Annotated in this window: 18 protein-coding genes, 1 tRNA gene and 2 pseudogenes; 7 read left to right on the top strand and 14 right to left on the bottom strand. The window is 70.9% G+C overall.

Translation table 11 applies throughout. The features are described 5' to 3' along the window. Positions 1-21 precede the first annotated feature (21 nt). The 3 genes from uvrB to rpsA form a co-directional block, all read right to left on the bottom strand. Entirely contained in the window at positions 22-2,133 is a 2,112-nt protein-coding gene (uvrB, locus tag ACQEVC_RS20820; RefSeq protein WP_432880025.1) for an excinuclease ABC subunit UvrB, read from the bottom strand. A gap of 397 nt (positions 2,134-2,530) precedes the next feature. Beyond that, the gene (gene coaE / locus ACQEVC_RS20815; RefSeq protein WP_432880022.1) at positions 2,531-3,733 is read right to left on the bottom strand and encodes a dephospho-CoA kinase; all 1,203 of its coding nucleotides are present in this window, start codon (positions 3,731-3,733) and stop codon (positions 2,531-2,533) included. Between the two features lie 201 nt (positions 3,734-3,934). Next, on the bottom strand, positions 3,935-5,443 hold the full coding sequence (gene rpsA, locus ACQEVC_RS20810; RefSeq protein WP_432880019.1) for a 30S ribosomal protein S1: 1,509 nt from the start codon (positions 5,441-5,443) through the stop codon (positions 3,935-3,937). A 406-nt stretch (positions 5,444-5,849) separates the two neighbouring features. On the opposite strand from rpsA, the gene ACQEVC_RS20805 reads away from it, so the two are divergent. The 4 genes and pseudogenes from ACQEVC_RS20805 to ACQEVC_RS20790 all read left to right on the top strand — a co-directional run. Continuing rightward, positions 5,850-6,695, top strand: a complete 846-nt coding sequence (locus ACQEVC_RS20805) for a class I SAM-dependent methyltransferase (protein ID WP_432880017.1) — start codon at positions 5,850-5,852, stop codon at positions 6,693-6,695. Positions 6,696-6,723: 28 nt separating this feature from the next. After that, positions 6,724-7,275, top strand: coding sequence for a Uma2 family endonuclease (locus ACQEVC_RS20800; protein ID WP_432880014.1), 552 nt, complete (start codon positions 6,724-6,726; stop codon positions 7,273-7,275). 149 nt (positions 7,276-7,424) lie between these two features. Then, on the top strand, positions 7,425-7,601 hold the full coding sequence (locus ACQEVC_RS20795; protein WP_432880012.1) for a DUF2945 domain-containing protein: 177 nt from the start codon (positions 7,425-7,427) through the stop codon (positions 7,599-7,601). Then, positions 7,594-8,023, top strand: a pseudogene (locus ACQEVC_RS20790) (DUF3140 domain-containing protein); the annotation flags it as partial. The gene ACQEVC_RS20795 and the pseudogene ACQEVC_RS20790, both read left to right, overlap by 8 nt. A gap of 186 nt (positions 8,024-8,209) precedes the next feature. Here ACQEVC_RS20790 and polA read toward each other — a convergent pair. The 8 genes from polA to ACQEVC_RS20750 all read right to left on the bottom strand — a co-directional run bounded on the left by polA (position 8,210) and on the right by ACQEVC_RS20750 (position 18,254). Continuing rightward, positions 8,210-10,897 (bottom strand): DNA polymerase I, encoded by a 2,688-nt coding sequence (gene polA, locus ACQEVC_RS20785; RefSeq protein ID WP_432880009.1) that lies wholly within the window; start codon positions 10,895-10,897, stop codon positions 8,210-8,212. A gap of 195 nt (positions 10,898-11,092) precedes the next feature. Next, a complete protein-coding gene (locus ACQEVC_RS20780; RefSeq protein WP_318394561.1) occupies positions 11,093-11,803 on the bottom strand; it encodes an ABC transporter ATP-binding protein in 711 nt (236 codons plus the stop codon). Beyond that, positions 11,793-12,698, bottom strand: coding sequence for an ABC transporter ATP-binding protein (locus ACQEVC_RS20775; protein ID WP_432891588.1), 906 nt, complete (start codon positions 12,696-12,698; stop codon positions 11,793-11,795). The genes ACQEVC_RS20780 and ACQEVC_RS20775 overlap by 11 nt, the downstream gene beginning before the upstream one ends. Positions 12,699-12,726: 28 nt before the next feature. Next, positions 12,727-13,875 carry a branched-chain amino acid ABC transporter permease gene (locus ACQEVC_RS20770; protein WP_318394560.1) on the bottom strand — a complete coding sequence of 383 codons (1,149 nt, stop codon included), beginning with the start codon at positions 13,873-13,875 and terminating at the stop codon, positions 12,727-12,729. Next, on the bottom strand, positions 13,872-14,855 hold the full coding sequence (locus ACQEVC_RS20765; RefSeq protein WP_432880006.1) for a branched-chain amino acid ABC transporter permease: 984 nt from the start codon (positions 14,853-14,855) through the stop codon (positions 13,872-13,874). The genes ACQEVC_RS20770 and ACQEVC_RS20765 overlap by 4 nt, the downstream gene beginning before the upstream one ends. A 64-nt stretch (positions 14,856-14,919) precedes the next feature. Continuing rightward, complete coding sequence (locus ACQEVC_RS20760) at positions 14,920-16,065, bottom strand: branched-chain amino acid ABC transporter substrate-binding protein (RefSeq protein ID WP_432880003.1); 1,146 nt, start codon at positions 16,063-16,065, stop codon at positions 14,920-14,922. A gap of 299 nt (positions 16,066-16,364) precedes the next feature. Beyond that, positions 16,365-17,540 (bottom strand): hypothetical protein, encoded by a 1,176-nt coding sequence (locus ACQEVC_RS20755; RefSeq protein ID WP_432880000.1) that lies wholly within the window; start codon positions 17,538-17,540, stop codon positions 16,365-16,367. A 96-nt stretch (positions 17,541-17,636) separates the two neighbouring features. Further along, the gene (locus tag ACQEVC_RS20750) at positions 17,637-18,254 is read right to left on the bottom strand and encodes an ANTAR domain-containing response regulator (protein WP_203862146.1); all 618 of its coding nucleotides are present in this window, start codon (positions 18,252-18,254) and stop codon (positions 17,637-17,639) included. Positions 18,255-18,340: 86 nt separating this feature from the next. On the opposite strand from ACQEVC_RS20750, the gene ACQEVC_RS20745 reads away from it, so the two are divergent. Continuing rightward, positions 18,341-18,413 (top strand) — tRNA-Leu (locus ACQEVC_RS20745). Between the two features lie 8 nt (positions 18,414-18,421). Here ACQEVC_RS20745 and ACQEVC_RS20740 read toward each other — a convergent pair. Beyond that, a pseudogene (locus tag ACQEVC_RS20740) lies at positions 18,422-18,640 on the bottom strand (ABC transporter permease); the annotation flags it as partial. Between the two features lie 393 nt (positions 18,641-19,033). Between ACQEVC_RS20740 and ACQEVC_RS20735 the strand changes: the two are divergent. Together ACQEVC_RS20735 and ACQEVC_RS20730 are read left to right on the top strand one after the other, a co-directional pair. Then, the gene (locus ACQEVC_RS20735; protein WP_432879997.1) at positions 19,034-19,600 is read left to right on the top strand and encodes a TetR/AcrR family transcriptional regulator; all 567 of its coding nucleotides are present in this window, start codon (positions 19,034-19,036) and stop codon (positions 19,598-19,600) included. Between the two features lie 104 nt (positions 19,601-19,704). Beyond that, positions 19,705-20,703, top strand: a complete 999-nt coding sequence (locus ACQEVC_RS20730; RefSeq protein WP_432879995.1) for an alpha/beta hydrolase family protein — start codon at positions 19,705-19,707, stop codon at positions 20,701-20,703. 168 nt (positions 20,704-20,871) lie between these two features. Here the strand turns inward: ACQEVC_RS20730 and ACQEVC_RS20725 are convergent, their stop codons facing one another. Together ACQEVC_RS20725 and ACQEVC_RS20720 are read right to left on the bottom strand one after the other, a co-directional pair. Further along, positions 20,872-22,299, bottom strand: coding sequence for a S8 family serine peptidase (locus ACQEVC_RS20725; protein WP_432879992.1), 1,428 nt, complete (start codon positions 22,297-22,299; stop codon positions 20,872-20,874). Between the two features lie 5 nt (positions 22,300-22,304). Then, entirely contained in the window at positions 22,305-23,870 is a 1,566-nt protein-coding gene (locus ACQEVC_RS20720; protein WP_432879990.1) for an RICIN domain-containing protein, read from the bottom strand. Positions 23,871-23,895 lie beyond the last annotated feature (25 nt).

Below are 23,895 nucleotides of genomic sequence, written 5' to 3'. Positions count from 1 at the left end.
GGCGCCGCACGCGGCCGCTGGTCAGCTGACCCCGGCCGCGTCCATGCCGCGCAATTCCTTCTTCAGCTCGGCCACCTCGTCGCGGATCCGGGCGGCCAGCTCGAACTGGAGCTCCCGGGCCGCGGCGAGCATCTGGTCGTTGAGCTCCTGGATGAGCTGGGCCAGCTCGGCCCGGGCCATCCCCTCCCGGGCCGGCGCGGCACCGACCCGGCCCCGGCTGCGGGTCTCCGGCGTCGGCGCCTTGCCCCGGGACATCTGCCGCACCGCGCCGCCGACCCGGGTGGTCGCCCCCTCGGTGTCCTCGGCTTCCCGGTAGATGTCGTCCAGGATGTCGTGGATCTTCTTGCGCAGCGGCTCCGGGCTGATCCCGTTCGCCTCGTTGTGCGCGACCTGCTTGGCCCGGCGCCGGTTGGTCTCCTCGATCGCCTCGGCCATCGACGGGGTCATCTTGTCGGCGTACATGTGCACCTGGCCGGAGACGTTCCGGGCGGCCCGGCCGATGGTCTGGATCAGCGACCGGCCGCTACGCAGGAAGCCCTCCTTGTCGGCGTCGAGGATCGCCACCAGCGACACCTCGGGCAGGTCCAACCCCTCCCGGAGCAGGTTGATCCCGACCAGTACGTCGTAGTCGCCCTTGCGCAGCTCCCGCAGCAGCTCCACCCGGCGCAGCGTGTCGACCTCGGAGTGCAGGTAGCGGACCCGGATGCCGTGCTCCAGCAGGTAGTCGGAGAGGTCCTCGGCCATCTTCTTGGTCAGCGTGGTGACCAGCACCCGCTCGTCCCGCTCGGTGCGCAGCTTGATCTCGTGCATCAGGTCGTCGATCTGCCCCTTGGTGGGCTTGACCACCACCTCGGGGTCGACCAGCCCGGTCGGCCGGATCACCTGCTCGACCACCTCGCCCTGGGCCTGCTCCAGCTCCCACGGACCGGGCGTGGCGGAGAGGAAGACCATCTGGCCGACCCGGTCCAGGAACTCGTCGAAGCGCAGCGGCCGGTTGTCGGCGGCGCTGGGCAGCCGGAAGCCGTGGTCGATCAGCATCCGCTTGCGGGAGGCGTCGCCCTCGTACATGCCGCCGATCTGCGGGATGGTGACGTGCGACTCGTCGATCACGGTCAGGAAGTCGTCGGGGAAGTAGTCCAGCAGGCAGTGCGGCGCGCTGCCCGGCGACCGGCCGTCGATGTGCATCGAGTAGTTCTCGATGCCGGAGCAGAAGCCGACCTGGCGCATCATCTCCACGTCGTAGCTGGTGCGCATCCGCAGCCGCTGCGCCTCCAGCAGCTTGCCCTGCCGCTCCAGCTCGGCCAGCCGCTCGGCCAGCTCGGCCTCGATGTCGGCAAGCGCCCGCTCCATCCGCTCCGGGCCGGCGGTGTAGTGGGTGGCCGGGAAGATCAGCAGGTGGTCGACCTCCCGGACCACCTCGCCGGTCAGCGGGTGCAGGTAGTAGAGCTTCTCCACCTCGTCGCCGAAGAACTCGATCCGGAGCGCCAGCTCCTCGTACGCCGGAATGATTTCCAGCGTGTCGCCCCGGACCCGGAAGGTGCCCCGGTTGAAGGCCATGTCGTTGCGGGTGTATTGCACGTCGACCAGCCGGCGGAGCAGCTTGTCCCGCTCGACCTCCTGGCCGACCTGGATCCGCACCGACCGGTCCAGGTATTCCTGCGGGGTGCCCAGGCCGTAGATCGCCGACACGGTGGCGACCACCACCACGTCCCGGCGGGTCAGCAGGGACATCGTGGTCGCGTGCCGCAGCCGCTCGACCTCCTCGTTGATCGAGGAGTCCTTCTCGATGTAGGTGTCGGTCTGCGGGATGTAGGCCTCGGGCTGGTAGTAGTCGTAGTACGAGACGAAGTACTCGACGGCGTTGTTCGGCAGCAGCTCGCTGAACTCCTTGGCGAGCTGGGCACAGAGGGTCTTGTTGGGTGCCAGCACCAGGGTGGGACGCTGCAACCGCTCGATCAGCCAGGCGGCGGTCGCACTCTTGCCGGTGCCGGTCGCGCCGAGCAGCACGGTGTGCCGCTCGCCCCGACGCACCCTGCGCTCCAGGTCGTCGATGGCGGTCGGCTGGTCACCCGAGGGCTGGAACTCGGAGATCACCTGGAAGCGGCCGTCGAGCCGCGGAATGTCGAGCGCCATGACCTCAACCGTACGCCGACGGTGTGACAAGCCGCCGGGCCACGGTGGGTACACGATCGGCTTCGATATCGTCATTGTGTGTGAAAGATCACCGCGCTACCGTTCTAGGGTAGGCCGCTCGCGGCGGCCGCCCGGTCTGCGACACCAACCGCCACACCGGCTGGGTCGCATCCGGCGCAGGGTTGCAGCCCCGGCCCAGGCCGGCGAGCGCACCGACGCGGTCGCGCGAGAGCGCAGACCGGCCGCCGCGAGCGCCCTTTACGTCTCTCCCCCTCCCCCGGCCGTTGCGCGACCTCCGCGAGGACGCGGCTATCCGCGAGCTCCGCTGCCTCTCACGAACCCTCCTCCGGCGGCGCCGGCCGCCAACCATCCGCGAGGACGCGAGCTCCGCTGCCTCTCACGAACCCTCCTCCGGCGGCGCCGGCCGCCAACCAGCGGCCGCCGCCCACTCCTCGGCATACCCGTACTCCAGGTCGAACCACGGCTCTTTCGCCTCGGCGTAGACGTCGAGATCCGGACCGGCCGCCGCCAGCCGCCGCTTCACGGCCAGATATTCGGCCCGGCGCTCCGGGTCGGCCCGCAGGTGGTCGCGCATCAGCAGGGCGAACCGCCAGCCGGGCGAGTCGATCTCCCGGACGTGCAGGTTGACCAGCCGGCCCGGGTCCGCGCCGCCGTGCAGCCGCTTCTCCCACCGGGAGGTGCCGCCCGGCTGGCGCGGGTTGTCCCACCACTGCCCGGGACAGCGCGGGAAGCCGGCGTCGGCGAGCCGGTCGGCCAGCGCGTCGGCCTCGGCGAGCGAGGCGACGCCCAACTGGATGTCGACGACGTCCTTGGCCGGCAGCCCGGGCACCGAGGTCGAGCCGATGTGGTCGACGCGTACCTCGGCCGGGGCGACGGCGTGCCGGATCCGGGCGGCGAGCCGCCGGTACTGGGCCGGCCAGCTCGGGTCGGGCTCCACCAGCCGCGCCTCGGTCGCCCGTACCGGCCGGCGCTCCCGGACGTTGCGTTCGTAGGGCGTCAGCCGGTCCCGCCACAACACGTCCACCCTGGCATGCAGCTCGGCCAGCTCACCGTCGTTGTCCAGCAGTACGTCGGCGGCGACCGCCCGCCGCTCGTCGCCGGCCTGGGCCCGGATCCGCTGCGCCGCCTGCTCGGCGGTCATGCCCCGGTCCCGGACCAGCCGCTCGACCCGGGTCGACTCGGCGGTCCGCACCACCAGCACCAGGTGGTACGTCGGGGCGAGCCCCACCTCGACCAGCAGCGGTACGTCGTTGACCACGATGGCGTCCGGAGCCGCACCGTGGATCAGTTCGGCGCTGCGTCGGCGTACCCGGGGATGGATGATCGCCTCCAGCCTGGCCCGCGCCGACGGGTCGGCGAAGACGATCTCGCCGAGCGCCGCCCGGTCCAGGCTGCCGTCCTCCGCGCACACCCGGGCGCCGAACGCGGCCACCACCTCCCGCAGCCCGTCGGTACCGGGCGCCACCACCTCGCGGGCGATCCGGTCGGAGTCGACCACCACCGCACCGAGGTCGGCCAGCCGGGCCGCGACGACGCTCTTTCCCGATCCGATCCCACCGGTGAGTCCGACCTTCAGCACCGGTCCAGTCAACCCGATCGGCGGCCCCCCGCCAAGATCTTCGGATTCCGTGACCCGTTCCGGGCACGCGCCACCGGCGAGCCGGCCGGGAAACGAGCCGGCCGGGAGACCGGCCCGGGGAAGGGAAAGGGGAAGGCCCGCTTCCCGGGCCGGTCGAGCCGGTCCTGGAAGCGGGCCTCCGCCGCGTGTACTACGCGTCGACTACTTACCGCCGGCGAGCTTCTCCCGCAGTGCGGCGAGAGCCTCGTCGGTGGCCAGCGTGCCGGCCGGCTCCTCCGCCTGGCGGGCCGGAGCGGTGCTGGTGGACGAGGTGCCGCCACCGCCCCCACCGCCGGTGCCAGCGGTCGCGGCGGCCGGGTTGGCCGCAGCCTCGGCGTCGGCCGCCCGGGAGTTCTGCACCTGCTTGGTGTGCGCCTCCCAGCGGTTGCGGGCCTCGGCGTACTGCTGCTCCCACGCCTCCCGCTGCTTGTCGAAGCCCTCGAGCCACTCCCCGGTCTCCGGGTCGAAGCCCTCCGGGTAGATGTAGTTGCCCTCGTTGTCGTAGGTCGCGGTCATGCCGTAGAGGGTCGGGTCGAAGTGCTCCTCGCCCTCGACGAAGCCCTCGTTGGCCTGCTTGAGCGAGAGCGAGATCCGCCGCCGCTCCAGGTCGATGTCGATGACCTTGACCATGACGTCCGAGCCGACCTGGACGACCTGCTCCGGGATCTCCACGTGGCGCTCGGCCAGCTCGGAGATGTGCACGAGGCCCTCGATGCCGTCGTCCACCCGGACGAACGCACCGAACGGCACCAGCTTGGTGACCTTACCCGGCACGATCTGCTGGATCGCGTGGGTACGGGCGAACTGGCGCCACGGGTCCTCCTGGGTCGCCTTCAGCGACAGCGAGACCCGCTCGCGGTCGAGGTCGACGTCCAGCACCTCGACCTCGACCTCCTGGCCGACCTCGACAACCTCGGACGGGTGGTCGATGTGCTTCCAGGAGAGCTCGGAGACGTGCACCAGACCGTCCACGCCGCCAAGGTCGACGAACGCGCCGAAGTTGACGATCGAGGAGACGACGCCCTTGCGGACCTGGCCCTTCTGCAGCTTGTTGAGGAACTCGGTGCGCACCTCGGACTGGGTCTGCTCCAGCCAGGCCCGGCGGGACAGCACCACGTTGTTGCGGTTCTTGTCCAGCTCGATGATCTTGGCTTCGAGCTCCCGGCCGACGTACGGCTGGAGGTCCCGCACCCGACGCATCTCGACCAGGGAGGCGGGCAGGAAGCCGCGCAGCCCGATGTCCAGGATGAGGCCGCCCTTGACCACCTCGATGACGGAGCCGCGGACGACACCGTCCTCGTCCTTGATCTTCTCGATCGTGCCCCAGGCGCGCTCGTACTGGGCCCGCTTCTTCGAGAGGATCAGCCGCCCCTCCTTGTCCTCCTTCTGGAGGACGAGGGCCTCGATGTGGTCACCGACCGACACCACCTCGGCGGGGTCGACGTCGTGCTTGATCGACAACTCGCGCGAGGGGATGACGCCCTCGGTCTTGTAGCCGATGTCGAGCAGGACCTCGTCCCGATCGACCTTGACGACGGTGCCTTCGACAATGTCGCCGTCGTTGAAGTACTTGATGGTCTCGTCGATCGCGGCGAGGAAAGCTTCCTCGGAACCGAGGTCGTCGACGGTGACCTTGGTGGCGCTCGAGGGGGCCTCGATGCTGCTCGTCATGTGGGCGGTTGCTCCGGTCGGATGGATGTCACAGCAGGTTTGTGTCGCGGTGACCCTTTACGCCTGCGGATCCGTCGTCAGTTGCACCGGGCGATCGCTGCTCCGACCGCGGGGATTATCCGACGACCGCGGACCTGCTCCCTGCCGAGGCACACGATCCGCGAGCGCATCGAACAGCTTACCGTGCGCATTACCACAGCATGCAAGCCCTCCCCGCACGTGATGAGATCCGCTGTCCACTGCTCGGGAAGAGGTCGCCGAGGCGCCACGATCTGCGCCCGGAGGGCACCTTACCCCTGACCGGTACCGGCGAACGGCAACCGAACGGCGCCGAAATGGTCGGTGACGCCGGCGTGGCCGGGACCCGACCGGCGCCCGTGCCATCCCCGGGCACTAGCGTGGCGGGATGCCCGAGAACACCCTGGCCGAGCTGCCCGAGGACGACCTGCCCGGAGTGCTCCGGCGCCCGGTCACCGACGGCGAGAGCCGGCGGGCCAACCGCCGCTGGTGGGACGCGGACGCCGACGACTACCAGGCCGAACACGGGGCGTTCCTGGGCCAGGCGGACTTCGTCTGGTGCCCGGAGGGGCTGCGCGAGGCCGATGCCCGGCTGCTCGGCGAACTGGCCGACCGGCGGGTGCTCGAACTCGGCTGCGGCGCCGCCTCGGCGGCCCGCTGGCTGGCCGGCGAGGGCGCCCGGCCGGTCGGGCTGGACCTCTCCGCCGGCATGTTGCGGCACGCCGCGCTCGGGGCCACCGCCTCCGGGGTACGCGTGCCGCTGGTCCAGGCCGACGCCCTCGCGCTGCCGTTCCGGACGGCCAGCTTCGACATCGTCTGTACCGCGTTCGGCGCGATCCCGTTCGTGGCCGACTCGGCGGCGACGCTGCGCGAGGTGTACCGGGTGCTCCGGCCCGGCGGCCGGTGGGTGTTCTCGGTCACCCACCCGATGCGGTGGATCTTCCTCGACGACCCGGGCGAGGGCGGGCTGGTGGTCAAGCACTCCTACTTCGATCGCCGCCCCTACGTCGAGCAGGACGCCACCGGCACCCCGACCTACGTCGAACAGCACCGTACCCTCGGCGACCGGGTACGCGAGATCGTCGGCGCCGGCTTCGTACTGCGCGACGTGGTGGAGCCGGAGTGGCCGGCCGGCCACGAACAGATCTGGGGGCAGTGGAGCCCGCTGCGTGGCCGACTCTTCCCCGGTACCGCCATCTTCGTCTGCGACAAACCGGACAGCGCGGCCTCCTGACATCGGGCCGGCTCAGTATGCTGAGCCGATGAGCGCCGAGCCGGTCGCGGAGATGCCCGGGCCCTGGCAACCGGACCCGGTCCGGCAGCGCCAGGCCGGCTACCGGCTGGAAGACCTGCTGCGCCTGCCGCCGGACGCCCCCCGGGTCGAACTCGTCGACGGAGTCATCCACGTGGTCCCCTCCCCCACCCTGGGCCATCAAGACATCTCGTACCTGCTCCGGCGTTGGCTGGGCGACCACGCACCGGAGCACCTGCGGGTGGCGCAGGCGGTCGGGGTGGCGCTGGGTGCCGACTACACCCGGGAGCCGGACGTCCTGGTCTACCGGGCGGAGGTCTCGGGCGACCGGCACTTCCTGCTGCCGCACGAGGTGGTGATCGCGGTCGAGGTCGTCTCGCCCGGCACCCGGCGTACCGACCGGTTCAGCAAGCCGGCCGAGTACGCCGCCGCCGGCATCGCCTGCTACTGGCGGGTGCAGCAGGACCCGGTCCGGGTGTACGCCTACCGGCTGGCCGACCGGCCCGGGCGCAGCGGCAACCGGGAGTACGAGCTGCTGGCCGAGGCCGACGAACTGCTCTAACTGGCCCAGCCGTTCCCGATCACGCTGCCGATCGGCGACATCACCCCGTAAGTTCCCTTCCCGGCCCGGCCCGCGCGCCGGTTACCGCCCCGGCCAGTCGGGTAGACCCCGGTATGCCAGAGCGGAGGAAGCTGCGCAGGGGCGACCGGGTGAGTTGGCGTAGCCACGGTTCCCGCGCGTACGGCACGGTCCAGGAGGAGATCACCGAACGGACGTACGCCGGGAAGCGCACCGTCGCCGCGTCCGAGGAGAGTCCGCAGTACCGGGTCCGCACCGACGAGGGGCGGGACGCGGTGCACAAGCCGGAGGCGTTGTTCGATGAGTAGTCGGGACGACGACGGCCGGGACACCGTCCGGGAGTTCCGGGAGGCGGTGAACATGAACCCGGGCGAGTTGGGCAGGTGGTTGGCCACCGACGACTCGAAGGCGGTGGGTTGGCGCCGGGGCGGCAGGGGCGGCGGCGAGTCGGTCGGGCACGAGTCCGGCCGGCGGATCGTCGACCTGCTGCGCAAGCGGGCGAACCAGTTCACCGACCGCGACTTCGCGCACATGCGCAAGGTCGTCGGGTACGTCCGGCGGCACATGGCCCAGCGCCCGGCCGGCGACGTACGCGACACCAGGTGGCGCTACTCGCTGATGAACTGGGGCCACGACCCGCTCAAGGCGCCGCTGCCGGCGGTCGGCGGACCGTCCCGGAAGGCCCGGCAACGGCACCGGGAGGCCGAACGCTCGTCGGGCCGGAACCGGCGCCCCTGACGCCGAGGACCCGGGCGGTGGACGGCGGGCCGGCGGGCGTCACCTCCGCCGCGGTCGGTGAACCGCCTTGCACCTCCCCTTGCGGTCCGTCGCCACCGCAGGCGCAGACGGGCGAGCGCGCCACCGAGGTTGGCGTGCCGCGCCGCCCAGGTGGAAGGGTCCCGCCCAGGTGGAAAGGTCAGTGGTCGGCGCTGTTCCAGTCGGAACCGACACCGACGGAGACCTCGAGCGGCACGGCCAGCGGATAGGCGCCACCCATCTCGCGCCGGACCAGCGCCTCCAGGTCGTCCCGCTCGCCGGGCGCCACCTCGAAGACGAGTTCGTCGTGCACCTGGAGCAGCATCCGGGAGCCCAGGTCGGCGGCGCGCAGCGCGGTGTCGACGTGCAGCATCGCCACCTTGATGATGTCGGCGGCCGAGCCCTGGATCGGGGCGTTCAGCGCCATCCGCTCGGCCATCTCCCGGCGCTGCCGGTTGTCGCTGACCAGGTCGGGCAGGTAGCGCCGACGGCCGAGGATGGTCTCGGTGTAGCCGTCCTTGACCGCCTTCTTCACCACGGTCTGGAGGTAGTCCCGGACTCCGCCGAAGCGGCTGAAGTATTCCTCCATCAGGGCACGGGCCTCGTCGGCGGCGATCCCGAGCTGCTGGCCGAGGCCGAACGCGCTCAGCCCGTACGCCAGGCCGTAGTTCATCGCCTTGATCTTGCGCCGCTGGTCCGGGGTGACCTCGGCCACCGACACCCCGAAGACCGAGGACGCGGTCGCGGCGTGGAAGTCGGCGCCGGAGTTGAACGCCTCGATCAGCGCGGCGTCGCCGGAGAGGTGCGCCATGATCCGCATCTCGATCTGGCTGTAGTCGGCGGTGAGCAGGCAGTCGTAGCCCGGCCCCACCACGAAGGCCCGGCGGATCCGCCGGCCCTCCTCGGTGCGGATCGGGATGTTCTGCAGGTTGGGGTCGGTGGAGGAGAGCCGGCCGGTCGCCGCCACCGTCTGGTGGAACGTGGTGTGGATCCGGCCGTCGTCGGAGACCGACTTGAGCAGGCCGTCCACCGTGGACTTGAGCCGGGCCACGTCGCGGTGCCGGAGCAGGTGCTCCAGCAGCGGATGCGGCTGCTGCGCGTAGAGCCACTGCAGGGCGTCGGCGTCGGTGGTGTAGCCGGTCTTGATCTTCTTGGTCTTGGGCAGGCCGAGTTCGGTGAAGAGGATCTCCTGCAACTGCTTGGGTGACCCGAGGTTGAACTCCCGCCCGATCACCCCGTACGCCGCCTGGGCCACCGCCTTCACCTCGCCGGCGAAGTGCGCCTCCAGCTCCGACAGGTAGTCGGTGTCGGCGGCGATGCCGGTGCGCTCCATCGCGGCGAGCACCTCGATCAGGGGCTGCTCCACCTCGCCGAGGAGTCGGGCGGACTGCTCACCGTCGCGGGACAGCTCGGCGCCGATGGCATCGGCCAGGTCCAGGGTGGCCCGGGCCCGGAGCATCAGGTTCTGCTCGACCTCGCCGTCGTTGCCGAGGCCGTCGAAGGCGAGCTGGCCGGTCTCCGGCGCGTCGACCTTCAACTCCCGGTGCAGGTAGCGCAGCGCCAGGTCGGTGAGGTCGTAGGAGCGCTGGTCGGGACGGGCCAGGTAGGCGGCGAGCGCGGTGTCCCGGGCCACCCCGCGCAGCGTCCAGCCGTGCGCGGCGAAGGCCAGCAGCGCCGGCTTGCCCTCGTGCAGCACCTTTGGCCGTTCCGGGTCGGCCAGCCAGTCGGCCACCGCCGCCTCGTCGGCCTCGGTCAGCCCGGCCGGGTCGAACCAGCCCCCCACTCCGGTCGCGGTGGCCAGCGCGACGCCGGTCAGCGCGCCGGTGCCCCGGCCGAACGAGCCGGCGACGGCGATCCCGACCGGAGTGCCGGGCAGCACGTGCTCGGCGAGCCAGCCGGCCACCTCACCGGTCGGCAGGACCTTGCCGGCCAGGTCGAAGCCGGCCTCGGCCTCCGGCTCCACCGCGTCGAGGTACTGGTAGAGCCGGTCCCGCAGGATGCGGAACTCCAGGGTGTCGAAGACCTGGTGCACCGCCTCCCGGTCCCAGCCCGCCCAGCGGGTGTCCTCGGCGCGCAGCGGCAGCTCCAGGTCGGAGACCAGGCAGTTGAGCTCGTAGTTCCGGATCACGTCGGCGAGCCGTTCGCGCAGGTTGTCGCCGGCCTTGCCTTTGATCTCGTCGGCCCGGGCGACCACACCCTCGACGCCGCCGTATTGCAGGATCCACTTCGCGGCCGTCTTCGGACCCACTCCCGGCACGCCGGGGAGGTTGTCGCTGGTCTCGCCGACCAACGCCGCCAGGTCCCGGTATTGCTCCGGGCCGACGCCGTAGCGCTCGGTGACCGCCGCCCGGTCGATCCGGGCCAGGTCGGAGACGCCCTTGCGGGGGTAGAGCACGGTGATCCGGTCATCGACGAGTTGGAAGGCGTCCCGGTCGCCGGTGCAGATCAGCACCTCCATGCCGGCGTCCCGGCCCTGACAGGCGAGGGTGGCGAGCACGTCGTCGGCCTCGTAGCCCGGCATCTCCACCGTCGGCACCCGGAGCGCGGCCAGCACCTCCTTGACCAGACTGACCTGGCCGGCGAACTCGCCCGGTGTCTCCGCGCGGCCGGCCTTGTATTCGGCGTAGCGCTCGGTGCGGAAGGACCGCCGGGAGACGTCGAAGGCCACCACGATGTGCGTAGGGCGCTCGTCGCGGAGCACGTTGATCAGCATCGAGGTGAAGCCGTAGACCGCGTTGGTCGGCTGCCCGGTCGTGGTGGAGAAGTTTTCCACCGGCAGGGCGAAGAACGCCCGGTATGCGAGCGAATGACCGTCGAGCAGCAGCAGGCGCGGCGTGGAGGCTGTCACGATAGGCGACTCTAGTCCGCACCCCCGACAGCGCACCCACCGCCGGGCCGCCCGGCGGAGGCGGTGGCACGCCCGGTCCAGCGGCACCAACCGGCGACGGCCCGGCGGGGCGGTGCCCCGACCTGGAACACGCCGCGGGCGCAGACGCGGAAGCCCCGGTCCGGACCACCGGACCGGGGCTTGCCGGGTACGGGATCAGGCGACCCCGAGATAGGCCTCCTTGACCGCCGGGTCGTGCAGCAGCTCCTGGCCGGTGCCCTCCTTGACGATCCGGCCGGTCTCCAGCACGTAACCCCGGTGCGCCCGGGAGAGCGCCTGCTGGGCGTTCTGCTCCACCAGCAGCACCGTGGTGCCCTGCTGGTTGATCTCCGTCACGATGTCGAAGATCTGCTTGATCACCAGCGGGGCCAGCCCCATCGAGGGCTCGTCCAGCAGCAGCAGCTTCGGCCGGCTCATCAGGGCCCGGCCCACCGCCAGCATCTGCTGCTCGCCACCGGAGAGCGTGCCGCCGGCCTGCTTGCGCCGCTCGGCCAGCCGGGGGAACAGCCCGAACACCCGCTCCAGGTCGGCGGCGATCCCGGCGGAATCCCGCCGGGTGTACGCCCCCATGTCCAGGTTCTCCAGGACGGTCATGCCGGGGAAGATCTGCCGGCCCTCCGGGGACTGGCAGAGCCCCCGGCCCACCCGCAGGTCGGCCCGGAGCCGGCTGATGTCCTCACCCGCGAACCGGATCGCACCGCCGGCCAGCCCCCGGATGCCGGAGATGGCCCGCATCGTGGTGGTCTTGCCGGCACCGTTGGCGCCGATCAGGGCCACGATCTCGCCCTCGTCGACGTGCAGGCTGATCCCGTGCAGGGCTTCGATCCGTCCGTACGCCACCGTGACGTTGTCGAGTTCAAGCAGCATCGACGGACTCCCCCAGGTACGCGGCGATCACCCGCGGGTTTCGGCTGACCTCTTCGGGCGTACCCTCGGCGATCTTGGTGCCGAACTCCAGCACCACGACCCGGTCGGTGACGCCCATGACCAGGCGCATGTCGTGCTCGATCAGCAGCACGGTGTGGCCCCGGTCGCGGATCTGCCGGATGAGCGTGAGCAGTTGCTCCTTCTCCGCCGGGTTGAACCCGGCGGCCGGCTCGTCCAGGCAGAGCAGCTTCGGCTCGGTGGCGAGCGCCCGGGCGATCTCCAGCCGGCGCTGGTCGCCGTAGGAGAGGTTGCGGGCCACCTCGTTCGCCCGGCCCTCGATGCCGACGAAGCGGAGCAGTTCGAGCGACTTCTTCTCCGCCGCCCGCTCCTCCAGGATGTGCCGGGAGAGCCCGAAGACCTGGGCACAGCTCCGGCGTACCTGCTGCCACGTCCGCAGCAGGCCGGCCTCGGCGGTGACCTGCGGCAACTCCTCCGGCTTGGGCTTGACCCGGTAGAGCCGGAAGAGCGCCCCGATCACGCTGGTCTTGTGTCGGGAGTCCGTCCCGACCATGACGTTCTCCAGCGCGGTCATCTCGGGGAAGAGCCGGATGTTCTGGAAGGTACGCGAGATGCCCAGCCGGCTGATCTCCGGCGGCTTCCGGCCGCTGACCCGGGCACCGGCGAAGCGCACCTGGCCCGACGTCGGCTTGAACACCCCGGTCATCACGTTGAAGCAGGTGGTCTTGCCCGCACCGTTCGGACCGATCAGCCCGAGGATCTCGCCCTCGTGGATCTGGAAGCTGACCTCGTTGAGCGCGACCACGCCGCCGAAGCGGAGCACGACCTGGTCGATCTCGAGCAGCAACCGGCGTGGCCCGGGCTGGCTGGGGATCACCGGCTCCCGGTCCTGGGTTGAGGTCGTCTCAGACACTGACCTTCGCCTCCTTCGCCCGGTCCTGCAGTTCACGGGCGCGCCGCCGGCTCGGGATCAGACCCTGCGGCCGCAGGACCATCACCACCACCATCGCGAAGCCGAACGCCACCCACCGGTAGTCGCTGACGAACCGGAACCGCTCCGGCAGGTACGCCAGCAGCACCGCGCCGAACGCGACCCCGACCATGTTGCCCGAACCGCCGACCACCACCATCGCGACGAAGAGGATCGAGAGGGTGGCGTTGAACTGGCTCGGGTCGATGAAGGCGTTACGGCTGGCGAAGAGGAACCCGGAGAGGCCGCCGAGCGCCGCGCCGATCGCGAAGGCCCAGAGCTTGAACTTGAAGCCGTTCACGCCCATCACCGCCGCCGCGTCCTCGTCCTCCCGGATAGCCAGCCAGGAACGGCCGACCCGGCTGTTCTCCAGCCGCCGGACGGCGAAGACCATCAGCAGCACGACCGTCAGCGCCAGCCAGTACCAGGGCTTGAGATCCTGGAGACCGAAGATCTGGTTGTCCGCGGACGGCGCCCCCTCCGGCCCGGGGATCGCGGAGATCCCGGCGGCGCCGTTGGTGACCCCGGTGAGGTTACGGGCGACGATCCGGATGATCTCGCCGAAGCCGAGCGTGACGATGGCCAGGTAGTCACCGCGCAGCCGCAGCGTCGGCCAACCCAGGATCACCCCGGAGGTGAGGCTGAGCGCGATCGCCAGCGGGATGCAGATCGCCCACGCCACCGCCCAGGTGGGTTCGAGGTCGAACGTCCGCTGCATCCACTTGACCACCGGTGAGTTCGTCGAACCGAACAGCGCCACGCTGTAGGCGCCGATCGCGAAGAACCCGATGTAGCCCAGGTCGAGCAGGCCGGCGAGCCCCACCACCACGTTCAGGCCGATCGCGACCAGGACGTAGATGGCGCAGGTGAAGAGCACGCCCGCCCAGCTGTTGCCACCGTCGATCGAGTCGGTACGCAGCCAGGTCAGGCCGGGGATGCCCAGCAGGGGAAGGTAGTAGAGGAAGGCGATGAACGCGGCCACCCCGACGAGCCGCTGCCAGGGCGGCAGCGCGGTCCAGCGGTCGGCGATCCCGGAGAGCGTGGCACGGCGGCGGGCCTCGGTGGCCCGGAGCTTGTCCATCATGCGCGGGCCCTCCCCAGCGACTCGCCGAGCAGACCGGTCGGCCGGAACATCAGCACGACGATGAGCACCACGAACGCCACCACGTCCTCCCAGGCCGAGGTGTAGAGCGTAGCGGCGTAGACCTCGACCAGGCCGAGGAAGAGTCCGCCGAGCAGCGCGCCCCGCAGGTTGCCGATCCCGCCGAGCACCGCGGCGGTGAACGCCTTGAGACCGAGGACGAAGCCGAGACTGCTCTGGGTGAAGCCGAAGCGGACGCTCCAGAGCAGCGCCGCGGCGCCGGCCATCACCCCGCCCAGCACGAAGATGAGCATGATGACCCGGTCCTGGTTGACCCCCATCAGGGCGGCCGTCTCCGGATTCTGGGCCACCGCCCGGACGCCGCGACCGTATCTGGTCCGGTTGATGAACCAGTCCAGCATCGCCATCATCAGCAGCGCGGAGAAGAAGACGATCGCCTGCACGTTGGTGATCGCGGTGTCACCGATGGCGATCAGTGGCTTCTGCTCGATGAGCGTCGGCATACCGACGATCTGGCGCTCCCGGCCGAACAGTGTGGGGAAGACACCGCCGACGAGGCGCGGCAGCAGCAGGCCGAGGATCTCCACCAGCACCAGCGAGAGTCCGATCGCGGTGATGAGGAAGACCAGTGGTGGCGCGTTGCGCTTACGCAGCGGTCGGTACGCGATGCGTTCGAGCGCCAGCGCGGTGCCGCCGGAGGCGACCGCGGCGGCGACCAGGCCGATGAGCAGGAAGAGGATCGCCTGCCCAGCGCCGGGGTTGTCCTGCATCCCGAACGCGGTCCACGCGCCGAGGACCGCGAAGGTACCCACCACGAAGACCTCGGAGTGGGCAAAGTTGATCAGCCGGAGTACGCCGTAGACCAGGGTGTAACCGAGGGCGATCAACGCGTAGATCGCGCCCTTGGAGAGACCGTCGACGGTGTGCTGGCCGAAGTGGCCGAATAGTTCGTCGAAGTTCACAAAAGCTCCTTGCATCGAGCGCGGCCGGGGGGTTCTCCCCCGGCCGCCCTCAAAAAGAACCCGGTCAGCTGATCTTGAGTTCCTGCAGCGCGGTGATCTGCTTGTTCTTCACCTCGTACGCCCAGATCACGACCTTGGTCGGGTCCACGTCGCCCTTGCCGTCGAACTTGATGTACTTCGACACACCCTGCTTGTCGTAGGCCTTGACGAAGTCAAGGATGTCCTTCCGGGTCTGCTTGCCCGCGTCGAACGCGTCCAGGAAGACCTTGGCACCGTCGTAGCCCTCCGCGCCGTACGAACCCGGCGCGATGTTGTACTCCTTCTGGTAGTCCGCCGAGAAGGTGCCGCCGGCCTTGTCAGCCGGGAGGCACGGGCAGGTGATGACGGCGCCCTCGGCACCGCCGGCCGCGCCCTCGGGGAACGCCGGGTCGTAGAGACCGTCCGGACCGATGAACTTCGCGGTCACATTTGCGGCGCGCATCTGGCGGACCAGCGGAGCGGCCTCACGGGTGTAGCCGCCGTAGAACAGGTAGTCGGCGCCACTGCTCCTGATCTTGGAAACGGTGGCGTCGAACTGCGACTGCCGCTCCTGGATCTTGTCGGTGGCCACCACCAGCGGGCCGAGCGCCTTGCCGAGCTCGGCGGTGATGCCCGCGCCGTACGCGCTGCCGTCGTCGACGACGAAGACCTTCTGCGCGTTCTGGCCCTTGAGGTAGGTCGCCACCGCGGCGGCCTGGGTGCCGTCGTGACCGACCACCCGGAAGAACGAGGTGTTGCCCTTCTGAGTCAGGTCGATCCGGGTGGCCGACGGGCTCACCATCGCCAGGCCGGCGGCCTGGTAGACCGGCATCGTCGCGTCGCTCTCACCGGAGAAGTGCCCGCCGATCACGCCGAGGAACGACGCGTCGCCCGCGATCTGGCTCGCGAACGGGGTGGCAACGGCGGGGTCGCCCTGGGTGTCGAACTCCTGCAGGGTGACCTGGCAGTCCGGCTTCGCCGCGTTGTGCTGCTTCACGGCGAGCTTGGCGCCGTTCAGCGACGGGATGACCAGACCCGCGTTGTCACCGGTGAACGCACCGAAGATCGCGATCTTGCCGCCACAGGCCTCAGCCTCGGTGCTGCCGCCGCCCGAGTCCTGGCAGCCGGCCGCGGCCACCATAACCGCCGCCAGGGCGGTGGTGCTCAGCGCCCGTACATACTTACGCCTCACGGCTCCTTGACCTCCTCAAGATGCAGGCGACGACGGCCTGGTGGCGGGTAGTGCCGGAATCGGCCCACCCACCGCCGGACGAATAACGTCCACCTGCGTTACGGCTCGTGATGGCGGAGCGTACCGAGGCTTATTCGGTCAAGGAAAGGCCTGGGGGCCGGGCTTGCCAAACCGTTACGAACACGTGCACCCCGATGACCACAGCCGTAACAACCGAGTCCGGCTGCGCCCCTTATCCGACCTGCTGTCCGATCCTCGCCCGCACCCGTCACGAGTGCCCGCCCCATGCCCGTTCCGGGTCACGTTCCGGGGATCAGCCGGGAGCTCCAGAGCGCTGCCTCCCGGCCGTCGTCCACTGCCAGCAGCACCTGGTCGGCGACGGCGAATACGCTGACGTCCCGGTCCGCGCCGGCCGGCATCGGCACCGGCCCGGTCACCGGCCGCCAGGCGCGGCCCTCGTCCGCGCCGGACCAGAGCGAGTACGACGTCCCGTCGGAGACGGCGGCGAGCAGCCCGTCCCCGGTCACGGCCAGCGCGCCCACCGCCGGAGCCCCGGCGGAGCCGTGCGTGCCGAACGCGCCGGCCGACTCCCAGCCCTGCGGGCCGCGCCGCCAGACACCGAACTCCTTGCCCCGCAGTCCCACCGCCACCGGTGTCCCCGCCAGCACCACGACCCGCTGCAGTTCCTCGTACGCCTCGGTCGCCGGCACCGGATCCCGCTGCCAGGTCCGGCCGTCCGGAGAGGTCCAGCCGAGCGGATCCCGGTCGATCCGGCCGCCGGGCGGCAGGATGCCGCCGACCATCAGCCAGCCCTGCGCGGTCGCCACCGCGTCGAAGCCCCAGGTCGTGCCCCGTCCGTCGGTGACCAGCTCCGGCACGCCCTCCATGATCTCGAACTCGCCCGCGTCGGCGGAGACCCAGGAGGCCACCCCGCTGGACCGGTTACCGGCGATCAGGTAGCCCCTCGGACCCGCGACCAGCCGGGCGACGTTGACTGCGGTCGGACCGCCGTACAGCTCGAACCGGGCCTCGACCTCCACCAGGGAACCGTCGGGGAGCTGCCGCCAACTGCTCGCCCGGGGATTGCCGTGCGCGCCGCCCGGCTTGTCGCCGAGGATCGCGACCCGGCCGTCGCGGCAGGCCGCCGAGTAGAGCACGCTGCGCCGCCCGTAGTAGCCCTTCGGCTCCAGCCTCATCGCCGCCCAGGTCACGCCGTCGGTGCTGGTCCAGGCCGCCGGCCGGGTCTCTCCGCCGGCGCCGCCGACCCCGCCGACCGCATACCACCGGCCGGCGCAGCCGGTGACGTCCCGCAGCATCGGTCGGCCGGGGGTCCCGGCCGGGGCGGGCAGGGCCAGCCGCTGCCACTGCGGCCGGACCGGCTCGGGTGGCGGCTCCGGCGCGGGCTCCGCACAGCCGGCGCCGAACAGCACGGCCGAGAGGACCATGGCGCCGATGCCACGCCGTCCGGGGAACATCGCCCGAGTGTAAGTCCGGAGTGCGACGTCGAGTGCCCCTCGACCGACTCCGGAAGGGCACCTCGACCGGCTCGGAACGTCGCCTCGGCGGAGGACTCAGCCTGCCTCGGCCGGCTCCGCGCCGGTGCCCTCGGCCAGGATCCGCTCGGCCACCTCACGCATCGTCATCCGGTGGTCCATGGCGGTGCGCTGGATCCACTTGAACGCCTGCGGCTCGGTCATGCCGTAGGTCGTCATCAGCGCACCCTTGGCCCGCTCCACCGTCTTGCGGATCTCCAGGCGGTCGGTCAGGCCGGCCACCTCGGCCTCCAGGGCGGCGATCTCCGAGTAGCGAGACAGCGCGATCTCGATCGCCGGCACCAGGTCGCTCTTCTGGAACGGCTTGACCAGGTACGCCATCGCGCCGGCCGCCCGAGCCCGCTCCACCAGGTCCCGCTGGCTGAACGCGGTGAGGATGACCACCGGGGCGATCCGGCCACCGGCGATCCGCTCCGCCGCAGCCAGCCCATCCATGATGGGCATCTTGATGTCGAGGATGACGAGGTCGGGCTTCAACTCCTCGGCGAGGCGCACCGCGGTCTCGCCGTCGCCCGCCTCCCCCACCACGTCGTAGCCCTCCTCGACCAGCATCTCGGCCAGGTCCAGCCGGATGAGCGCCTCGTCCTCGGCGATCAACACCCGCCTACGCTCGGTACCAGCCTGAATGTCGGCCACGAGCCCCTACCCCCAACTACATTTCCGACACCTGCCCAGCCGGGTGTCGCCGCCCTCAGCGTAGTGGGTAGTCTTATCGACGCCAGGCCCCTGTAGCCCAACGGCAGAGGCGCGATTCTCAAAAGATCGACAGTGTGGGTTCGAATCCCACCGGGGGCACCGCACACCTACGCGTTTTGCCTGGTCAGGTGCTTGATCAAGATGGCAGCTACCACCCCGACGCCCGGGGTGAGCGTCGTAGCGTCGTTGTCGCCCCGCCGCTGGGTGAACAGGTCGCGGATCGCGTTGACGATGGCTGTCACCGGCTGGTGCCCGGCGAAGGCACGTACCGGGCCGGGCATGGTGTCGGTGGGCACTGATGCCGAGCTGACGAACGGCAGGAAGATGTCAACGGCTGGCTACCGGTGAAGTTCTCCTGAGCCACCCAAGCGGTATCGGGAGCTGTCCCGGCCGCCCTGACCATCGGTCAGGGCGGCAGCGCCGTGGCGGGTCGGGTCGGGGAAGGTGGTTGAGCGCCCAGGAGATGGGCGCCCGGACGGCGCCGGAGATGACGCCGGTGGTCGCGGCGAAGGCGTACTGGTCGACCGCCCGGTACACGTAACCGATCGACCGCCTGGTACACCTGGCGCCGAATGCCGTTGACCTTGACGTGGGTCTCATCGACGAACCATCCGGCGCCGGATGAGTGCCGGCGGAACCGGGCGGCGTCCGCGCTCCCGCTGAAACGAACAGGCTGTCCGGTAATCTTGTCGGATACTCGGTTCTGATCGGAGGACATCGTGGCCGCTGGCTCGCCCGCTCCCGCCAAGCGCGCGGACGCCGAGCGGAACCGCGCCAAGATCCTCGCCGTCGCACAGAAGGCGTTCGGCGAGCCCGGCGACGAGCCGTCGATGGCGGAGATCGCGCGGCGCGCGGGTGTCGGCATGGCGACGCTCTACCGCAACTTCCCCGGCAGGTTCGACCTGCTCGCCGCGATCTACCGCAACCAGGTCGACGAGATCTGCGACGCGGCCGAGACGGCGGTGGGAGAGACGCCCGGCGAGGCGTTCTTCGCCTGGCTCGAACGGTTCCACGAGGCGGGCGCCAGCAAGGGCCCGCTGGCCTCGCTGCTGCTCGCCGAACCGGCCGCCGGCACCTCCGTGATCAGCGAAAACCGGGCCCGGGTGTACGCCGCGGGCCAACCGCTGTTCGCCGCGGCCCAGCGCAGCGGCGAGGTCCGCGACGACCTGCCGCTCCCGCAGATCCTGGACGCGATCGTCGCGGTCGGTCGCGTCGCGGACGATCCCGCGTTCCCCGGCCGGACCGTGCAGGTCGTCCTCGACGGACTGCGCCGAAAGCCCGCCTGACAACCGGATGAACCCGCACGCGCCTCGACGCACTGGACAAACGGATAGGCTATCCACTACTTTAGTGGAAAGCCTATCCGTTTAGTTCTCGGGAGAAATCGTTCATGGGCGAAACACCGCTGGTCCCCAGCTCCGGCCGACGGGGCGTGGCCACCCCGACCTCTTACGCCGATGCGGGCAACATCCCGGTCAGCGAGCCGACCCAGGTCCTCACCTTCGGCCCGGTCGCCTTCGACGTGCCAGGCCGCCTCGTACCGCTGGAAATCAAGGTCAACGTTCCTGCGGTCGGCGGGGAGCTGCCGATCATCTTGTTGTCGCATGGCCACGGCGGCTCGAACTTCCTGTCGTCGCTGCGCGGCTACGGCCCGCTGGTCGACTTCTGGGCCGCGCACGGTTTCGTGGTCGTCCAGCCCACCCACCTGGATTCCACCGTCCTGAGGCTGCGCGAGACCGGCCACCCCGAGGCGCCACTGTTCTGGAAGACCCGTGTTCAGGACATGAGCTTCATCCTCGATCACCTCGACGAGATCGAGGCCGCCGTTCCCGGCCTGGCCGGGCGCCTCGACCGGGAACGGGTTGCGGTCGCCGGGCATTCGCTGGGCGGCCACACCGCCGCGATGCTGCTCGGTATGCAGACCGCCGACCCGGCCGACGGCAGCCGGGTACGTCTGCAGGATGCCCGGATCAAGGCCGGTGTCATCCTCGCCGCGCCCGGCCTCGCTGACGAGTACGTCAACCATGGGACGATCGACCGCTACCCGGTCAACAGGTACACCGATTTCAGCACGATGACCGCGCCGGCGCTGGTGGTCGCCGGGGACAAGGACCTCAACCCGATGTTCTCCGACCGGCTCAGCTACCGCTGGGACGCGTACACGTCGGCCCCAGGCCCGAAGACCCTGCTGATGATGCACGGCGCGGAACACATCTTCGGCGGCATCTCCGGCTACGACGCGGCGGAGACCTCGGACGAGAACCCGGCCCGGGTCGCCGTGCTCCGTGCGATGGTCTGGGCGTATCTGCGCTCGCAGCTCCACCCGGGCGACCCGGCCTGGCAGCACGCGGTCGCCGCGTTCGATGCCGGCTCCGTCGAATCCAAGTAGTCCCGCCGTGGCAAGGACCTCGCCCGACGGCCACGGCGCCCCACCCTGCTCGACCCGGAGGTGGTACTCCGTGGAGATGTGCGCGAGGACCGCGGGCCTCCTCGCGGCGCAGACCCGGTGTCCGGCGTTCGGTGCCGGCGTCCGAGAGGGCGCGCCCGGGCGGTGGTCTCACTGCTCGGCTTGGCGTACCGGCCGACCGGGACCGCTCGTGGGCGGCTCCCAGAACGCGTCGTTGTCGTCGGCTACCCGGGCGCGGGCCTGCTGGGCCTGCCGTTTCGCCCGGCGGCGGGCCACGACCTGGGTCAGGATGCGCGCCGAACGCTGAAACAGGAAAGGCAGTAGCAGGAGTAGGGCCAGGCCGACCGCGATTCCGTACAGCACCTGGCTCAGCGTCACCAGGCCGCCGGACGGTTCCGTCACCGCGGCGTTCGTCCTGACGCCCGCCGGCAGCGGCGCGGTGACCGCGGCGACCGGGCTGACCACCCCTTCCGCGACCGTTGTGAGCACCTGCCGGGTCACCTCGGCGGCGCGCAACCCGGGGTGGGCCGAGCGGACCAGAGCGACCGTGCCGGCAACGAACGCGGCCGCGTACTCGGCTCCGCTGCCGGACCGGCCGATGCTCGCCACGCCGACACCCGGGGCCGACAGGTCCACCGCGTCGTCCGGGTAGTCGTCGGCCGGCTGCCGGTCCGCTCGGATCGGGCCGACGCGGAGCAGGCCAGCTGCCGGATCGGCCGCAGCCGACGCGGGCAGCACGACCACCACATCCTGCGAGATCGCGTCGCTGATGGCGGCACGCACCGCGGGTTCCGCGGCATCGACACCGGCGCCGACCAGGACGACCTGAGCGCCGGAGGCGATGGCGACGTCGATGCCGGTCGCCGCGAGACGCGCCGAGAGCCTGGCGGGGCCCGCGTTGACGGGTACGACCCGAGCCCCGGGCGCCACACCGAAGGTCTTGCCCTCCGCACCGTCGTCACCGGCGACGATGCCGGCCAGGGCAGTCCCGGAGCCCTCGCAGCCGGTGTCGGCACGGCCGGTGCCGGTGGCGACGTCGGTGCCCGCGGAGACTCGGCCGGACAGTTCCGGAGCAGCGCCATCCACACCGGAGCCGACGACCGCCACCTTGACACCCGAGCCATCCGCCACAGACCAGACCCGGCTCGGCGTCAGCAGAGTCTGCCCCCATGAAGCCGCCGCCGGGACGTCCGTCTCCCGTGTGCAGCCCGAGGACGGCGCGGCACTCGCAGGCGGCGAGCCATAGCGCAGCTCGGTGCCGACCGCGTCCCACGGCAGGACGAGGTGCCAGCCCGCGCGCAGGCGGCCCGGATCCGAGAGCCGGCCCCCGTCGGGCTGCACCCGCCCCGAGTTCAGGTCGAGGATCTCGCCGGCCCGGCCCGCGTCGCCGAGGAAGCGGGTCGCCACCTCCCACAGGTTCTCCGGCGCGTCCTGGGAGGATGCCGTCACCGTGTAATAGAGATGGTTCACGGTGGCGTCCGCGGGCGGCGCGGCCTGAGCGGGAAGTACGGAGACGCCGGTCATCGCGGCTGCCAACACGACCGCCGACACCAATCCGCGCAACGTCATCGTCGCCATCCCCGTCACCACTCGGACTTCTCGACGAGGGCCCACTCGTGGTCGTCGTTCGAGTGGCAGGGGAAGAGAGTCAGCCGGGCAGCGTCGCCGCCGCTGCCCACGCCGAGCACGTCGAGGCACATGTCGGCGGCCGTGTTGCGCAGCCAGTAGTAAGCGAGCCCGCCCGAAGTCTTCTTCGGCTCCAGCCGGAAGTACTGGTTGTCCCGGTCGGAGCAGCCCGTCTCGTTGAGCGTGGTTGCCGGCTGCACCGTCTCAAGGCCGGGCGGGTCGACGCAGAACCCGTCGTCCGCGTTGCGGATCCAGTAGAGCTGGTAGCCCTCGCCGTCGACGGCCCGCGGCTCGAACGTCCACTCCTGGTTGTCGTCGCCGGTCCTGTTGCAGGTGAACTGGTTCACCGGCCCGTCCCGCCTGCCCTCGCCGAGACCGGGCAGGTCGACACATTTCTCCGTGACGAGATTGCGGATGAAGTACGGCCCGTAGCTGCGACCTGTTGCGCCGGCCGCCTTGACCGCCGGCTGGTTGTCGCGGGCCGGTCGTGTCGGCTTTGCAGTTGCCTTCGTCTCTTCCGGCTTCGACGGGGCGGGCACCGTCCTGGGCGCCTGCAGCCGGCTGTCCTTGGCGTACTGGGCCTCCGCCTTGGTCACCGCCTCGGCCAGCGTGCCGACCGCGGCCGTCTCGTCGCCGCGGGCGAAGGCGGCCAGCGCCGGGGCGTACTGGCCGCCGGCCTGCTTGATCAGCTTGCACATCGTGCGGCCGAGCGCCGGGATCGCCACTGACGGATTCCACGGGGACCTGTTCGCGGACGACTGCACGTTGGCCGCCCAGACGTTCGGCAGAAAATGCGCGATGCCCTGCTCACCGGCCGAACCCAGCCGGTTCGGATCGAAGCCGGTGGTCACCGTGATCTGTGCCGCGATGCGGGCGGGCGGCATCTCGGGGCAGATCCTTCCGGCGGCGACGACCGCGTTCACGTACGCGTCGGGCACGGAAGCCACCGAGCCGCCGGACGTGGCTGCCGGTGTTGCCGACCCGCCGCCGAGCGCCGGCTGCAGGGCGTACCACCTGGCGTACCGCTCTACGGTGTCCACATAGTCCTTGGCGTCACCGGGGATGCCCCCGGCCGCGATCACCTGCTCCAGGCCGACCCGGTACGCCGCCAACGCGACCCGCCAGGGGTCCTCCTTGATATTCACGGCCCGGGACTGCCCGACGAGCCGACACGTGAGGCGCGCGAGAGCCGTGATGGCGGCCTCGCGATCGGTGGGCCGAGCACCGGTCCACGGCACGTTCTGCTCCCACTGCTCAGGAGTCAGCGCGGCAGTCCCCGTCGCACCGCGCTCGCGCATCTCGGCAACCGGCCGGCTGCCGAAGTTCGAGGCGACCATCACCTGCCCAGCCAGCCGGGCCGGGGTGAGCGCGACGCATGAGAACCCTGCGCTGACGAGAATCCGCACGTCCTGCGCGGAGAGCGAGGCGCCCGCCAGGGGTTCGGCGGCGCTCGCCGCCTGCCGTGCCGCGAAGCCGCCGGCGCCGGTCAGGACGGCAAGCGCCAGGACGACGCCCGAAGCCACCGGACGGCTCAGTCTCGGTAAGCGG

The organism is Plantactinospora sp. CA-294935, assembly GCF_050936445.1.
Taxonomy (GTDB): domain Bacteria; phylum Actinomycetota; class Actinomycetes; order Mycobacteriales; family Micromonosporaceae; genus Plantactinospora.
This window is presented reverse-complemented; position numbering and strand designations above follow the sequence as displayed.